Annotated in this window: 13 protein-coding genes; 3 read left to right on the top strand and 10 right to left on the bottom strand. The window is 59.5% G+C overall.

Annotation, left to right across the window (positions count from 1 at the left end; translation table 11 throughout):
• Positions 1-136: 136 nt before the first annotated feature.
• Together VL547_RS15390 and VL547_RS15385 are read right to left on the bottom strand one after the other, a co-directional pair.
• Complete coding sequence (locus tag VL547_RS15390; protein WP_325579362.1) at positions 137-1,186, bottom strand: LIC11966 family surface protein; 1,050 nt, start codon at positions 1,184-1,186, stop codon at positions 137-139.
• A 6-nt stretch (positions 1,187-1,192) separates the two neighbouring features.
• Positions 1,193-3,109 carry a S41 family peptidase gene (locus tag VL547_RS15385; RefSeq protein WP_325579360.1) on the bottom strand — a complete coding sequence of 639 codons (1,917 nt, stop codon included), beginning with the start codon at positions 3,107-3,109 and terminating at the stop codon, positions 1,193-1,195.
• Positions 3,110-3,158: 49 nt separating this feature from the next.
• Between VL547_RS15385 and VL547_RS15380 the strand changes: the two genes are divergently transcribed.
• Positions 3,159-4,085, top strand: coding sequence for a hypothetical protein (locus VL547_RS15380; protein ID WP_325579358.1), 927 nt, complete (start codon positions 3,159-3,161; stop codon positions 4,083-4,085).
• A gap of 24 nt (positions 4,086-4,109) precedes the next feature.
• Here VL547_RS15380 and VL547_RS15375 read toward each other — a convergent pair whose 3' ends face one another.
• Both VL547_RS15375 and VL547_RS15370 read right to left on the bottom strand, forming a co-directional pair.
• Positions 4,110-4,646, bottom strand: a complete 537-nt coding sequence (locus VL547_RS15375; RefSeq protein WP_325579356.1) for a YbhB/YbcL family Raf kinase inhibitor-like protein — start codon at positions 4,644-4,646, stop codon at positions 4,110-4,112.
• A 33-nt stretch (positions 4,647-4,679) separates the two neighbouring features.
• Positions 4,680-5,561, bottom strand: coding sequence for a helix-turn-helix transcriptional regulator (locus VL547_RS15370; RefSeq protein WP_325579354.1), 882 nt, complete (start codon positions 5,559-5,561; stop codon positions 4,680-4,682).
• A 25-nt stretch (positions 5,562-5,586) separates the two neighbouring features.
• Here VL547_RS15370 and VL547_RS15365 point away from each other — a divergent pair, with 25 nt between their 5' ends.
• The gene (locus tag VL547_RS15365) at positions 5,587-6,423 is read left to right on the top strand and encodes a PhzF family phenazine biosynthesis protein (protein WP_325579352.1); all 837 of its coding nucleotides are present in this window, start codon (positions 5,587-5,589) and stop codon (positions 6,421-6,423) included.
• 186 nt (positions 6,424-6,609) lie between these two features.
• Here the strand turns inward: VL547_RS15365 and VL547_RS15360 are convergent, their stop codons facing one another.
• The 6 genes from VL547_RS15360 to VL547_RS15335 all read right to left on the bottom strand — a co-directional run bounded on the left by VL547_RS15360 (position 6,610) and on the right by VL547_RS15335 (position 14,604).
• Positions 6,610-8,994, bottom strand: a complete 2,385-nt coding sequence (locus VL547_RS15360; protein WP_325579350.1) for a TonB-dependent receptor — start codon at positions 8,992-8,994, stop codon at positions 6,610-6,612.
• Between the two features lie 12 nt (positions 8,995-9,006).
• Positions 9,007-9,747: a hypothetical protein gene (locus tag VL547_RS15355; RefSeq protein ID WP_325579348.1), complete on the bottom strand. Its 741-nt coding sequence runs from the start codon at positions 9,745-9,747 to the stop codon at positions 9,007-9,009.
• Between the two features lie 10 nt (positions 9,748-9,757).
• The gene (locus tag VL547_RS15350; protein WP_325579346.1) at positions 9,758-10,486 is read right to left on the bottom strand and encodes a hypothetical protein; all 729 of its coding nucleotides are present in this window, start codon (positions 10,484-10,486) and stop codon (positions 9,758-9,760) included.
• Between the two features lie 66 nt (positions 10,487-10,552).
• A complete protein-coding gene (locus VL547_RS15345) occupies positions 10,553-10,873 on the bottom strand; it encodes a hypothetical protein (RefSeq protein WP_325579344.1) in 321 nt (106 codons plus the stop codon).
• A gap of 73 nt (positions 10,874-10,946) precedes the next feature.
• Positions 10,947-13,334: an ABC transporter permease gene (locus VL547_RS15340; protein ID WP_325579342.1), complete on the bottom strand. Its 2,388-nt coding sequence runs from the start codon at positions 13,332-13,334 to the stop codon at positions 10,947-10,949.
• Positions 13,335-13,389: 55 nt separating this feature from the next.
• Positions 13,390-14,604, bottom strand: a complete 1,215-nt coding sequence (locus VL547_RS15335) for an alpha-D-ribose 1-methylphosphonate 5-triphosphate diphosphatase (protein WP_325579340.1) — start codon at positions 14,602-14,604, stop codon at positions 13,390-13,392.
• Positions 14,605-14,851: 247 nt separating this feature from the next.
• Between VL547_RS15335 and VL547_RS15330 the strand changes: the two genes are divergently transcribed.
• Positions 14,852-15,457 (top strand): sigma-70 family RNA polymerase sigma factor, encoded by a 606-nt coding sequence (locus tag VL547_RS15330; RefSeq protein WP_325579338.1) that lies wholly within the window; start codon positions 14,852-14,854, stop codon positions 15,455-15,457.
• Positions 15,458-15,479 lie beyond the last annotated feature (22 nt).

The raw sequence follows: 15,479 nt of genomic DNA, 5'->3' as shown, positions 1-15,479 counted from the left end.
GCCCTTTTTTCCCCGTTTTTTTCAAACATTTTGAAAAAAACGGGGAAAAAAGGGCTCCCCCTCCCCAACAGCCACGCCGGTGACTATAGGCCGGGCCGGAGATAGCAAAGCTGGTGACCGGTGACCGGAAAACCGGCTAGGCTTTATAGTGTGGCATGTGCGTATCCATGAAGTGTTGCTCGGCAGAGTTCCAGTTATCGTTCATCTGCTTGCGGTCGTTGTTCATTTGCTGGCCCTGCTGGTTGTAGGCGTTTACGCTGGTATTCACGTCCCTGACGGCGTTGTTGTAGGCGTCGATGTCTTGCTGGGTGCGGCTGCTGGCGGGTTTGGCGTCCAGGGCGGCTTTGAGTTTTTCGAAGTTGTCCTGTTTGAGGTAGAAGTCTTCGACCTTGGGGAGCTCCACCTCCGCCATGTGCTTGTAGGTCTTCAGGGCGTTTTCACAGGCGACGGCCAGGCTTCCGTCTCCTTCGAACTGGCGAAGTGTGTCGAGCGCCTTGAGGCCGTCGCTGGCAAAATTGTCGAGGGCATTTCGTGACTGCTCGAGGTCCTTCAGGTCCTTTTTGTTGATGGACTTGGTGATCTCGCCGTCCTGCCAGTTACACTTGAAGAACAACAGAAAAACGGCGTTGTAATAGTGGTTGAGCTTCTCCGCCACCGACATCTTCTGCGAGAGCTCGCTCGATCCGTTGACGATGTTGACCGAATATTTTGCGGCAAAAACCTTTTCCGCCATGTCCATGCTGTCCGAGGCGGCCTTGATGCGTTCGTTGGTCTTTTCCTGGAGCAGCAGGTAGGCCTCCATCTCGTCAAACGACTGCTCGGCAATTTCTTCCATATTGACGATGTGCTCGTAGTCTTCGCTGAAAACGCTATAGCACAGCTTGACGTAGTTGATGCTGCTTTGCCGGAGTGAATTGTCCCCCTTGTAGTAGGGCATATCGTTGATCTTGTAGCGGCAGTTGGTGATGCTTTCGAGCGTCTGCTGCCGCATCTTTTCGATCTTGCGCGCCCGGTGGCTGTGCGCGGTGGCGCTCAGGTATGCCATATAGGTTTTGTTCATGTCCGTGAGCGCGGAGGCAATGACGTCCATGTACTTGCCCGGGTCGTCCTGGGCGCGGAGACCCGCCAGCGGCAAAAGAAGACAGCACAAGCCCAGCAGGAGGAAAGAGTGTAAGCGGCGCGTCATACAGTATCAGTTGGAGGTTTTATGCATTTGACAAGCGACCCTGTAGGCGACCTCCATATAAGGGTCGTCCTGGAGGATACGTTTGATCTGCTCGGTGGCGGTTTTCAGGATCGGGTCCGCGTCCAGCCATTTTTGTTCGTCGGCGGGACTGGCCATCGTAAAAGTCGCCCTGGCGCTGTCTATGCCGGCCGCCAGCGTCCGCAGGGGCGATTTGTCGATGGGCGGATAAGGCCGGTAGTATTTGTTGGGCTCCACAACGCTCGCCGGCAGGGCCTGGGGCTCGTCTATTTCCCTGCGGAAAACGGCGCCCTTCGGCACCGGCAGCAATATGTCCGGCTGTACCCCGATGGTTTGCGCGCTGGCGCCCGTCACGCGATACAGCCGGCTGATGGTCAGCTTTAAAAAGTTCGCGCCCGGTTGCAGGTTGCCGGGGTTCGCATACGCCACGTTGGTATCCAGGGGCAGGACCACCTGCGCCGTGGCTTTTCCATACGTGGGCGTACCCACGATCAGGGCCCGGTTATAGTCCTGCAGGCTCCCCGCGATCACCTCCGAGGCGGAGGCGCTATAGCCGTTGACGAGCAAAATGAGCGGGCCGTCATAGACCGTGCCCCTGTTGACGTCCCGGAGCACGTATGGCTTGCCGTCCTGGTCCCTGGCCTGGGCCAGGGGCCCCGCGTCTATAAAAAGACCTGCCAGGTCGATGGCTTCCTGGAGCGATCCCCCGCCGTTGTAGCGGAGGTCGATGATCAGCCCGCCGATGTTTTCCCGTTTGAGCTCCAGGATTTCCTTGGCTACGTCTTCGGAGCAGCCATGCTCCGCCCCCGTTTTATTGTCCCAGTCGGTATAGAACGCGGGCAGCGAAATGTACCCGATGTTTTGCGCGCCCCGGAGCACCCATCCCTTGACCTTATCCAGCTGTAACCCTTCCTCCGGCGCCTGTTCCTTGCTCAGGCTTACCTGGCGGACCGTGCCGTCCGCCTTTTTTACGGTGAACGTAGCCTCGTCGTGATTGCTGGCGTCCAGGAGAGTATTGACCTCGTCGAGGGTGGCGTCCGTCAGGTCGATGGCCTCTTTCCCGGCCCACTGAACCGTCAAGAGCTGGTCGCCCTTGCTGAAAACACCCGCGCGGAAAGCAGGGCTGCCCGCCTGTATGCGGTCTATGAATACCCCGTTGCCCTGCTCCTTCATGGCAAAGCCAAAAATAAACCGCCTGCCGCCCAGGGCTTGTTCGAACTGCTCCTTTTCGGTGGAGGAGAAAAACTCGGTATGCGGGTCGTAACACGAGGCCAGCGAGCTGCAATACTGGAGCTCCAACGCCTTGACCAGCCCGCCGGGGCTTTGGGTCATGGACCGGATGTCCCGCCGGATCATGTCGCGCACCCGCCGGCGCTCCTTGGGTTCGGTATCCCGCCAACCGCTGTCCAGGTCCCTTTCCAGCCAGGCGGCTTCCGCTTCACCCATGAGCGTCGCCAGCCTTGTCCGCATACCGGTGAGGTTCGCGGCCGCGGTCGTGTCACCCGGGACGTCGCCCTTATCCTTATACGCGGGCTTATACGGTACGGACGCGATCAGCTCCACCAGGGAGTCCGCCTCGCGGATGCGTTCCCGATAGATACCGGTTACGAGATCCAGGAAGTCGGTGCGCTCGTCTTCCACCTGACGGATGAGCGCGAACCGGAAGGGTTCCATACGGTTCAGGTCCGGTTGCAGGAACAAAAAATGATCGTTATCGAGCGCGTGGAGGAATTGCGTAAAAAAAACGGACGAAAAAGCCGCGTTCAATGGCCTCGGCTGCGCATGGAATTTTTCCGCCATCCGCGTCACCATAAACGCATCCACGGCCACTGGCCTTGGCGTCTGGGCCAGGGGTAGCAGAGGGCACAACGCAGGCAACCATGCGGGAAAGACGCGCCATTTCATCTTGGTTCAAATATAAATATAGTATCTTACCAAGCCAAATACCGCGCGCGTGCCGAAGTATGCCCCGATCGTTCCGTTGATTTGCCTCGCCTGCCTTTTCCACGCCGCGGCTTACGCACAGCAAATGCCGCCCGCGGACCCGTCCGGGCCGCCCCCTACGCTGCAGATTGGAATCCAAACCGGGTACCAGACCGAAGGACTCCGCTGGTCGATCGCCGGCAACCTCCAGGGAGAGTCGCCTAACATCTATTCGGAACTGATCTGGAAACACGTGAACGGTCTTTTGTGCGCCGCCGACGTCCGCTGGAAGGTCTGGCGTTCGCTGGAGGTCTACGCCCATTTTTCGATGGCGTCCATCAGCGGGGGAAAGGTCACCGACACCGACTACCACGGCGACAACCGCACCGGCGTAGCCTATTACGGCTATTTCGACGCGGGCCGGGGCAATGTGCTGTCGGGCGAGCTGCGGGTGGGTTACCGTCTGTCGCTGGGCGCGGGGATAACCCTTACCCCGGCCATCGGCTACGGCGCCGACCGCCAGTTGCTCTACATCCTCCCCTACGCCGGCAACGCCCCCTCCACCCTGAACAGCAGCTACGACGCCCTCTGGAAGGGCTTCACCGGTTCCCTTTCCGCCGGCTTCCCGCTCAACCGCCGCTGGGAAGTCGATCCCTCCATATCCTATCACCAGGTCGCCCTCACCGGCACCGCCGATTGGAACCTGATCGATAATTTCCAACATCCCGTCAGCTTCCGCGATCACGCCAACGGGTTTGGGGTGGTCCCGGACCTTGCCATCGTCTATCGCCTTCGCAACCACTGGAGCGTTTTCGTCCACGGTTCCTATGGCTACTGGCGCACGGGCGCCGGCGTCGACGAGCTGTACATGTCTTCCGGGACCACCTCCCTCACCCAATACAACGGTTGTCACCGCTCCGGCGGCGATGCCGGGCTGGGGTTCCGGCTTTCGCTATAACGGTCACCGCGTGCGGGCGGCATTCTATTGCTGCCCATACATCACGATCGACGCTTTGGCCAGCACGTTCATGTTCAAATTGAAACCGACAAAGGCAGGGCTGGCGCTGGCATCGAGCTGCAGCTTTGTCTTCAATGCATAGACTGTGATAAGATACTCATGCGGCGCTCCGGGAGGAGGGCAGGGTCCGCCGTAACCGGCTTTCCCGAAGTCGGTGATCGACTGGATCGCGCCCGCGGGGAGGAGATTTTTGGCGGGGTCTCCGGCGCCGGAGGGGAGGCTGGTCGTGGTGGCAGGGAGGTTGAACAGGACCCAGTGCCAGAAACCGCTGCCGGTCGGAGCGTCCTTGTCGTACATGGTGACGGCAAAGGATTGGGTGCCGGCGGGGGCGTTTTCCCAGGAAAGCTCGGGGGATACGTTGTCGCCGTGACAGCCAAAGCCGTTGAAGAACTGGCGTTGGGTGGCCTGACCGCCGAGCTCCTTGCTCTTCAGCGTAAAGTTCTGGGCATGCGCGGCGGTGGCGAGTACGAGCGTCACCGCCAGGACATAGACTTGTTTCATAATTCAATAAGATTTACGCAAAAGTAAACCGCCCTAACCATGAGCCTGTATAGCCGCCGGTTCACAAAGTGTCGCTATCCGGCCAAAATTCCCCGGGGTCACGCCGAATTCCTTTTTGAAGGCTTGTACAAAGCTGCTCAGGTTCCGGTAACCCAGCTCTTCGTATATCTCGGTGGCTTTACGGCCCTGGTGTTCGAGCAGGTGGGCGGCGCGGCGCATCCGCCGTTCATGGAACCACCGGATCGGCGGCGCGCCATAGACCAGCTCGAACTTCCGCTTGAAGGTCGATTGACTCATATGGCAAAGGAACGCCAGCTCTTCCAGCGTCAGGTTGCTGTGGATGTTGTGCTCCACTACCCTTCTGAGCAGCCCCTCCGCTCCGCCGCGGTCCAGCCCCGCGACGAAGGCGGGGAAGTCCGCCGGGTAGCGGTGCGCCAGGTAGACCATCAGTTCTTCGAACTTGAGCGGCAGCAATGCGTCGGCGATGGCAGGTTGGGTCTCGAGCTGCAACAGCGACCCGATGAGCGGCCGGATAAACGCGTCCTGTTCGAGGATAAAACCGGCCTGTATGCCCCCTGGCCGGTGCGCGAATAGTGTCGGGTGTTTCTCCCTGAGCGCGGCAACCGAGGATTCGGAAAAAAAGAAGAGCAAGCTGGCGTAGTGTCCGTTCTGCGCGGCCCTTTCGGTCATGAGACAGTGCCCGGATGAAAATATCAGCGCCCGGTCCGTGGAGCACCGGACCGTTTCTGCCTGGAAGTGTACCTGTTTTTCTCCCTCCAGCAGGAAGCTGAACAGCGGCTGGGTGATGTCGATCTGGCTTTTGAGGGTGCGTTCCGCCTGACTCCGGTAGACGTGCAGCTTCAGCGCGCGGTCGTCGCCGGGAAGCAGGCTTTGCGGGATAGAAAGGGTGCTCATTCCGTGAAGGTACTACCTTTGTACTATGCGATACTTTCATGTAGACGTCTTTACCGAAGTTCCCCTGTCCGGGAACGGGCTGACGATCTTTTTTCCCGACACCGAACTGTCGTATGACCGCATGCTCCGTCTGACACAGGAGATGAAGCAGTTTGAATCCATCTTCCTGAGACAATACGCGGATGACGCGTTCGACGCCCGCGCCTTTACCGTGGAGGAAGAGCTCGCCTTTGCCGGGCACCCTTCCCTGGGCGCGGCCGCGCAGCTCCATGCATTGTATAAGGAAGGCGCCGGCGAGGCGCGGTGGATGCTCCGTTTTTCCAGCAAAACCATACCGGTCGTCACCCACAGGACGGCCTTCGGTTTTACCGCGGAAATGAACCAGGGCGCGGCCCTCTTTGGCGAGCGGCCGGGACCCGCCGCCGTGCAGCCGATCCTGGACGCGCTGGGCATCGACGGCGTCGACGACCGGTACCCGGTGCAGGTGGTGTCCACCGGTCTGCGCTACCTGCTCGTACCGCTCAGGGAGCGGTTCGTGGAAACGCCCATCGGCGCCAGGAACCTGTCCGGGCTGTTGGAAGCGGTGGGCGCGCAGTTCATCGGTTTGGTGGACGTCGACGGCCGGTCGATCCGAACCGGGGACAACGAAGGACGGGTGGAAGACATCGCCACCGGCAGCCTGGCGGGGCCGGCAGGCGCGTATTTCGTTCGGTATGGCGCGGCCGCGGCGGGCAGCGAAATTGACATCGTCCAGGGCGTCCACCTGGGGCGCGAAAGCCACTTATACGTGACCGTTAGGGATGAGGGGGTGTTTGTCCGGGGCGGGGTCGTGCCGCTTGCCGCGGGCCGGATGCATGTGTAAGGCAATCCGTGCAAACGCCGCCCGCGATCACCTCGACCGACTCGGCGGTAAACCCGGGCGGCAGCGCGATCTCCGGCGCCGGCACGCCATCCACGGAGGCGATCTTACCGCATACGTAACAGACGAGGTGAAGACGGCATCCCGATCCGGGATGGTGCAGTCCGTGTTGCTGGAGGATGTGCTCCATTACGATTTTTTTATGTCGAAGGGAATGAGGAGGCGCAGGGCGATGTTCCGCCCCAGGTCGTCCACGTAGTACCGGAATTGGTTGAGGTAGTCCCGGTAGGCGACGTTGGTCAGGTTGGTGGCGGAAAGGCTCACGTCGATGGTCCTGGAGAAAAAGGGGATCGAGCAACCTACCCCGGCGCCCCACAGCATATAACCCGCGGGCGGCGGTGCAAAGTCGCTGTTGGGCGGGACCCTGGACTGACGGGCGACGACGAGGTTGTTGAGGCTCACATACAGGTTCTTCCAGCGGCCGGCCGCGGGCAGGTTGTAGCGCACGGAATTGTCAAACCGGTCCGCCGGTACGTCGATCAGCCAGTCATGGATGGTGAGGTTCCGCGCGCGGAGCAAGCTGGTTTTTGACAGCAACGAAAAGTTCTTCGCGAAGTCCCACGTCACATCCACATCCAACCCGATGAATAACGCGTTCACCTGGGTGTAGGTAAACTCGGGATAGCCGCCCTGGGCCGTCTGCACCACGACGGGATACACCTTACCTGAAGCGCTGTCTACGGAGAGGTCGGGTTTGGCGTAAATATAATGATGAAAATAGTTGGCGTACCCTCCCACCTCGACCCGCAGCTTCGGGCTCGAATAGACGACAGAAAAGTTGTTGTTATACGCCTGCTCGATGGTCAGCGAGGAATCGCCCTTTTGCCAGGACGCGGCGCTCTGGTGGATGCCGTCGGCGAAGAGCTCTATGACCTGGGGCGGTCTCCAGGCGGTTGCGGAATTGAGGTCGGCCGACCAGCGCCGGTTGATCGTATAGGTGGCGCCCACGTTGAACGTGGGATCGGTCCAGGTATAGGTGGGTTTATCGACGATGGTTGGATAGACGGGGTTGCGTTGGAAGGCTTCCAGCCAGCGGTAGTCGAAACGGCCGCCGGCTTCGACCAGCCATTTACCCGTGTTGTACTTCTCGATCAAAAAGGCGCCGCCGCCGTCGTCGAGGAAGTTCGGAATGAGCTCCGCGTAGCCGGTGCCTTGCTGGACGTTGCCGTGGGAAATATAGTCCACGCCCATGCTGCCGTTAAGCTTGCCCCACAAGGTGGGCAGGTCCCATACCAGGTCGAACGTATACGTGTTCAGCCGGAAGTCCAGGTCGGGGATGTTGTCGGTATTGAGCGCGGTGTCGTTGTTGTCGGAAGGGTTGGCGTCGTATTCTTTCCGGACGTCGTGCTGGTAGGCGTAGATGGCTTCCAATTTACCGGCGTTGTGGAGATCGACGAAGCCGCTGGCCTTCCAGAGCTGGTGCTCCACGGTCTGGTACGGCCGCCGCAGCGCATAAGTAAAGGACGCCGGTACCGCAGGTTCGGACCGGGCAATGGCCTGCTCGAAATCCGCGGCCGACTCCACGACCGAGGCGTCGGCGACCCCGATCTTCGTATCGAACTGACTGTAGTACAGCGACACTCCGTAGCCGGCTTTCTTATACTGGAGCGTGGCGGAATAGTCATTCTCGCGGAAGCCTGTGTTGCCGAGGTAGTAGTGCGCCGCCTGTGCGTTGCCCGCGTCCTTTAGCGTACCCTGGACGCGCCAGCTGAGACCCTCCCATTTTTTGCCCGCGGCGCCTTCAAGCATGCCGGAGCCCACGCCTACCCTGCCGTTGGTCATCCCCACCAGATTGACCTCCCCGTGTACGCCGGGTGTCGTGGGCAGGTCTTTTGGGTCGAGCAGCACCACGCCGCCGACGGCGTCCGATCCATAGCGGATGCTGGCCGCGCCCTTGATGACGGTGATCCTGGTGGCGATAAACGGATCGACTTCCGGAGCGTGGTCGTTACCCCACGTCTGCCCCTCCTGCCGAACCCCGTTGTTCATGATCAGGACGCGGTTGCTGTACACCCCGTGGATGATGGGTTTGGAGATGTTCGGGCCCGCCTGGAGGCTGTTCACCCCGGCGATGCCCTTCAGGGACTCGCCGAGCGACAATCCGCGCGTCCGCTCCAGGTCCGCGCCAGACAAGGTCGATTTGATCACGGTGGCGATTTGCGAAGGGCTGAGTCCCGGGGCCGTGATCGTGATGCTGCCCAGCTGCTCCACGTTACTGACCAACACAAAGCTCAACACCATCGGGCGCCGGATGTCAAAGACCGAATCCAGCGTCTTGTATCCTTCCATCGACACCTGGAGCCGGTAGCGGCCGGGTTGGAGGCCGGCCAGCCGGAACGCACCGGAGCTATCGGTCAGGCTTCCGACACCCAGGGTCGGGAGACGCACGGCAGCGCCGGCGGCGCCTCCCCCCGGGATGTATACATGGCCGCTCAAGGTCACCCCGCCGTTCGTTTGTGCGAAGAGCGCGTTGCACACAAGGAGCATCAAGACAGTGGCGGTCCATCGGATCATGGCATATTGGGTTTAGTGGTGTTTGAAGAGATAAGCCACTCCAAGGGAAAAATTCACCGCCGCCAGCGACTGGTCGTAGTGGTCGACCTCGCGGCCCGCGTTGTTGTTCCGCCCATCATTGGCGATGGTGAAGTCCGGTTTCGTATAGGCGTAATCGGCCCGCAGCTCCAGCGCCAGACAACGGATGACGCTATAGCGCAGCCCCACGCCCAGGTCGGCGGCAAAGGCGGTTTTGGAAGCGGAGTGCTGGATCACCGGGGGGTCGTCCACGCCGCCGTCTTCGATCCCCACGACGATCTGCGGGGTGGTCGCGTGGGAAATGCCGGCGAGCGCGTGCGCCGTAAACGCCAGTTTCTTTGTCAGCGGCAGGCTAAAGTACAACCCGGGCGTCACCGTCCACAGGGTGTAGTGGGTAGCCGTGGTGCTCGTCTGGTCCACGTCGAACGACTCCTCATAGCCTTGCGACAGGGAGTCGATCCCCTTGACGTTATAGGTGCCGTACCGGAACATCAGCCCTACGCCGAAGTGTTTGGAGAAGAACCAGGCGCCGTCGACGGAGAAGAAACCGCCCGTTTTGGCGTAGCCGCTGGGGTCGTCTACGGTCCCCTGGATGCTGGTCATCGATGTCGCGGTCGACACCTTCGACCAGTTGCCGGTGGGGAGGGATACGCCGCCGCCGACTTCGATAAAGCTCTGTGCGGATGCAGTCAGCGCGGTGAAGATCACGCCTATGGAAAGAAGGATAATTCGCATGGTGGTTGTTTTATTGAATGGATACAGCATAAGTGACATCGAGGTCCGTCGATCCGGGCGCATAGGTCCCGTTCTTGGCGTTGGGTTGGTGCCGCAGCACGAACCGCAGGATGCCATTGCTTGCGGCGCCCGTATAGACATTGTCTTGTAGCCCGATCTGCAAGGGCGGATTGTTGGTATCCAGGTCCGTACGCTCTACCCACAGGTTGAGCGCCGGCGCCGCGCTGGACGCGGTGACCTCGCTGATGGACGTCCCGAAGGCCGTGGTGTCGGACGGCGACTGCGCGGTCTGCCAGTCGGTCATCGGGATGCTGGTCGAGGTGTCGCTGACGATCACGCTGGAAGCCGCTACCGGCGACGGTTGGAAAAAGAAAAGGTGGTAGTTCTCGCGGGCCAGGATCTCGTCGCTGATGTTGGCCACGGGGTTCTGGGTCTGGTCCAGGAGGATGACCTTGCAGGCATAGGTGCTGTTGGTTTTTAGCTTCAGGAAGGCCTTGCCGCTATACGTAGAATCCACCTGGTAGGTATTGGTGTACGGGCTCATCTGCGTCCAGGTACACGTCTGGACGTCGGCGGCGTTTGCCGTGTTGGTCAATTGGAGCTCCACGGTCGTCAGGAATTCGTTGCCGGGGGGCGGCGTGGCGATGGAAGACGCGTTCTTGTTACAACCGGTGATGGTCAGGGATGCGAGTACGATGGCGCCCGCCAGCGGGGCGCGCCAGGATGATAAACGTTGCATGAAAAGGGTTTTTTGCGGGAAATAATGGGCATACGGATGCCTGTCGGGCATCGCTTCTGGGGAAGACTAGGCTTGTTGTGGAGGACCGCGAAGCGCGGGGCGTTCCCTATCCTCGTGGCGGAGGGAGGTCGTCGCGGAAGGGCGACGGTCGCGCAGGACGGCGACGGTGAGCGTCAGCGTGATGGTTTCCGCGCCGACCATGGGCATGAGGGTATCGTCCAGACAACTGCAATGGACGGACGCTACGGCGGCGCCGGTGGAGTGCACCGTGCGCTCCCGTGGGTTCTCATGGAAAAAATGATGCAACCACAGCTCCATCCCCATCTTTTGAAAGAGGGATAGCAGCAGCAATACCGCAACAATACGTGCAGATAGTTTTTGCATCATTGTTGCAAATATAGGCGAAAACCGGAAACGCCAAAAAATTGTGGACGAGCGGCAAGCGCCGTGGCCTCGCCGCCTATTCCGTGCGGAGGTTCTTCACCGGATTGCTCAACGCCGCGGCGACCGCCTTGACGCTCACCGTGGCCAGCGTCAGCGCCAGTGTGGCCAAACCCGCCGCCAGGAATACGTATACGCTCAGGGATGTCCTGTAGGCGAAATCCTGCAACCAGTGATGCATGACCCACCAGGCTATGGGCGCCGCCAGCAGGAAAGCGATCCCCGCCAGCCGTACGAAGTCCCGGGACAGCAACACGATGATCTGGGAGACGGACGCGCCCAGCACCTTGCGGATACCCACCTCCCGGACGCGTTGCTGCGCGGCATAGGAAGAAAGACCGAACAGCCCCAGACAGGCCAGGGCGATGGCGATACCCGCGAATACGTCCAGCGCCTTGCCCAGGCGGATTTCCGATTGGTACAACCTGTCGTAGTCGTCGTCCAGGAAGTGGTAGTCGAAAGGGCGGTAGGGCACCAGCTCCTTCCATTTGGCGCTTAGCGCGGCGATGACCGGTTGCGGATCGCCGGGTGCCAGCTTGATGAGCCAGCGACGCACCCGCACTTCCGGGAACAGCACGACCGGTTTTATCGGGTTGTGCAGCGACTCGAAGTGAAAATCCCTTACGACCCCTTTTACAAAACCGGGCCGCGTGGCGTCCAGGTACATCCGCTGGCCGACGGCCTTGTCCGGCGTCCAGCCCAGCTCCCGGGCGGCAGACTCGTTCAGCAGGAACTGGTAGACGCGCAGGCTGTCGGGCAGGGCGGTATTTTTTACGTCCTGTTCGGTCAGGTCCTGACCCGCCACCAGCTCCAGACCGGTGGTGCGGACGTAGCCTTCGTCGATCGGGTTGGCGTTGACGGCGATCTGCTGGTCCTCCGGCATGGTGGCGGTCCGCATATTATAGCCGCCCAGGATGTTGACGGGGCTGTTGTTGGTGGCGCTAAGACCCGACACGCCCGGCGTCTTGCCGAACTCGGTCTTGAGCAGCGACAGCTTATCGTACATCCGGGCGTCGCCGGGAAGGACCAGTACATGCTCCCGGTCATAACCCAGTTGCCGGTGCTGGATGTAATAGAGCTGTTTTTGCACCACCACGGTAGAAACGATCAGGAAGACGCTGATGACGAACTGGAAAACGATCAGCGACTGTCGCATCCACCAACCCCTGTCGGTGTTCTTGAACGCGCCCTTGAGGACCTTTACGGGCTGGAAGCGGGACAATACCAGGGCCGGGTAAATACCCGCCAGTAATCCGATAAAGACAATCGAAGCCACCAGCAGCCCGATCACGCCCGGGGCGAACACCGCCGCGGGCGGCAGCTCGGTCTCCGTGAGCTGGTTGAAGGCCGGCAACGCGAGCTCCGCGACGGCCAGGCTGATGAACACCGAAACGCCCGCCATCATCAGCGACTCGCCGATAAACTGCCAGAAGAGCTGACGCCCGCCGGCGCCCATGACCTTCCGTACCCCCACTTCCCGGGCCCGCTCCATCGACCGGGCGGTCGACAAATTGATATAGGTGAAACAGGCAATGACCAGGATCAGCAAGGCGACGGCGCCCAGGATATAGATATAAGCGATGTCATTGTTCGGCTCGAAACCGGCATACTCCGAGTGGAGGTGGATACTTTGAAAGGGCTCCAGATAAAAGTTGACCGTGGCTCCCTTGCCCTCCATTTCCTTGTGCATAAAGGCGGGCAGCTTTGATTGCAGGCTGGCAATACCGCCGGGCGTCCTTAGGAGCAGGTATGTGGTATAGTTGGCGTCCCAGTAGGTATCCTCCTGGTTCTCGCCCAGGCTGGAGAACGAAGCGAGGAAGTCGAACTTGATCTGGGAATTGGACGGACAGTCGGGCATGACGCCGGTCACCTGGAAGGGCTGGACGAAGTTGCCGACCTTTAATAATTGCCCCACCGGGCTGGCGCCGCCAAAATATTTCCGGGCCGTGGACGCGGTCAGGATCACCTTCCCCGGCCCGCTCAACGCCGTACGGGCATCGCCCTGGGCCAATCCAAAAGAGAAGAGGTCGAAAAAGGAGGAGTCGGCGAACATAAACCGGTCCTCCACGAATTGCTTGTCCTGGTAATTGACGACCATGACGTCCTGCTGCATCCGCGCGGCGGATTCCACTTCGGGGAAGACGCGTTTGAAGGTGGGGGCTACCTTGGTGCTGGTATAGTTTCCCCGCTTGCTTTCCTTGGAACCGTTGAAGGCGTATTCCATGATGACCCGGGCGATGCGGTTCCCCTTTGTCTCGAAGCGATCGTAACTGAGCTCGTGGAGGATGTATACCGCGATCAGCAGACAGCTGGACAAGCCAATGGTCAGACCGGTAAGGTTTATGATCGTCGCGAGCTTGTTCTTCCGGAAATACCGGAAGGCAATCTTGAAGTAGTTCAACAGCATAACCGGCGGGCCACCAATTACGTGCCCCCCTTGCTACGGATTGACGCCTAATGTATTAGTAGCTTGTCCAGGGATACGCGTTGTCCGGTTTCGATACAACGCTGCGGTCGGGGTGTACGCCGAGGGAAGTGACGTCTCCGGTATAGTCGGCGGTAAACTTCCTGACGCCATCCACCCATACCGAATTAACGGAGGCAAAGGCACGTTCGCTACGGAAAGCGACCAGATCTGCCTTGCACCCCACTGTGATACTGCCTATTTCATGATCGAGGCGCAACAACCTGGCCGGGTTGAGGGTAACCATGTTCACCGCTTTGTTGGGAGCCATGCCCTCATCAATCATCCGCACCACGCTACCCAATATTGTCGGAAAGTGGTAATCGCTGCACAGGATATCGACGAGGTCTTCTTCCATGGCATCTACGGCGGCCAGGCTCCCGGAATGTGACCTTCCCCTAAAATAGTTGGGCGCGTCCATAGACACCCACATCCCCGCCTCCTTTGCTTTCCGGGCAGCCGCCAGCGTGGTGGGCATTTCCGCCAGAAAGGAACGCGACGACCCCGCTTCGACGATTTGGGCGACCGTGGTGTCGTGGTGACTTCCGAAAGCGCACTTGTCCTTGAAGGCATCGTAGATGACCATGCGGTGATTGAGCTCCCGAGCTTCCTGGATCTGCGCCAGCAACCTGTCCCGGGTCTCCTCCCAGGAGGTGCCGAGCTCCCTCATTCCCATTTCGATCCTTTGGTTGAGCGAGTACTGGCGCTCCCCGGGTATATTATCATTGAAGACCACCATGCGCAGACTCTGCAGTGCCTGCAAATCCGCCAGGCGGCCGACCAGGGTGTCCGTGTGGGGACCGATCCGGGCCTGTAGGAAATGACGCAGAAGCATGCCGTGCCTTACTTCATCGATCTGCCGGGCCATGCAAATAGCCTGTTCGAAGGTCCGGCTTTCGCTTTCTTCGTCACAAAATCTGATGGTGTTGAATACAGTAGTGATTCCGCAGGTTGCAGCCCGGACGTCCAAGAAATGAAGGGCCAGGGGAAGGGGAAATGAAGCGCCGGACCGAGGCCGCAGTTCGCTTTCCAACCAGTCGGAATGGATGTCGACGCAACCCGGGATCAACCAGGCGCCCTTTAAGTCAATTCCCCTTTTGAATGTCCTGTTTTTGTGTATCGCAGCGATTACGCCGTCCGCGATCTCGATGCTTCCGGTGAAATGGCAGGCAGGCGTTACGATCTGTGCATTTGTCAGGAGGTGATTGTTCATGCCATACAATTTCTTAACCATATATGAGCGGTCTGTTAGGTAAGGGTAAAATCACCGTTAAATTTTACAAGAATAAGCGTCGGGGACTTGAACCGGCCCCGGGATGGACATGCGCGATCCGCTTGCGCAATCGATTGCTCGAGTAGCGCTTCGTCGTTCATTCCGTTCATTCCATTCATTATGCGTTTTTCCGCCTCCAGGCTATGACGGGCTTCTTCGGGACAAGATATTTGCTGTACATTAAAGTATGCACACGAGCGTGTACAGGACAGGAACCGAAGAAGACGTACTATTGAAAGACTTCAGGGACGGGGATACCCGGGCCATGCGGCACATCTTCCAGCTGCATTGGAAACCGCAGGTTTTTTTCGCCACCCGTTTTATTCCTGAGCAGGATATAGCGGAAGACATAGCATCGGAAGCCTTCCTGAAGCTTTGGGCCAGACGGGAAGGCTTCTTCTCTTTGGGGTCCGTACGATCCTTTTTGTATACGGCCACACGGAACGCCTGCGTGGACCACATCCGGAAAATAAAAGGCGTAAAGACCTTCCAAAAAGAATTCGCCCTCCTGGAGCACGACCGGCTGGAGCCCTCTGAGCTGACCGAAGTCGTCCGGGCCGAGCTGCTCGCCAAGGTCATGGCTTCCATCGACCTCCTCCCCAACCAGTACCGCAAGGTCATGCACCTGAGCACCCAGGGAATGGACACCGACGCCATCGCCCGGGAAATGAACCTCTCCCCTAAAATCGTCCGGAACTACAAAGCACGGGCAATCAACATCTTAAAAAAGGACCTACTGGACAAGCCTTCCCTGGTCGTACTCTTTTCCCTGCTGGGTTCACACTTCCTCTAAATTTTTTTTTAAAATATTTTCT

Origin of the sequence: Dinghuibacter sp. (assembly GCF_035492835.1) — a bacterium.
GTDB lineage: Bacteria > Bacteroidota > Bacteroidia > Chitinophagales > Chitinophagaceae > Dinghuibacter.
Note: the sequence above shows the minus strand (reverse complement) of the source record. Positions and strands in the feature narration are given on the sequence as shown.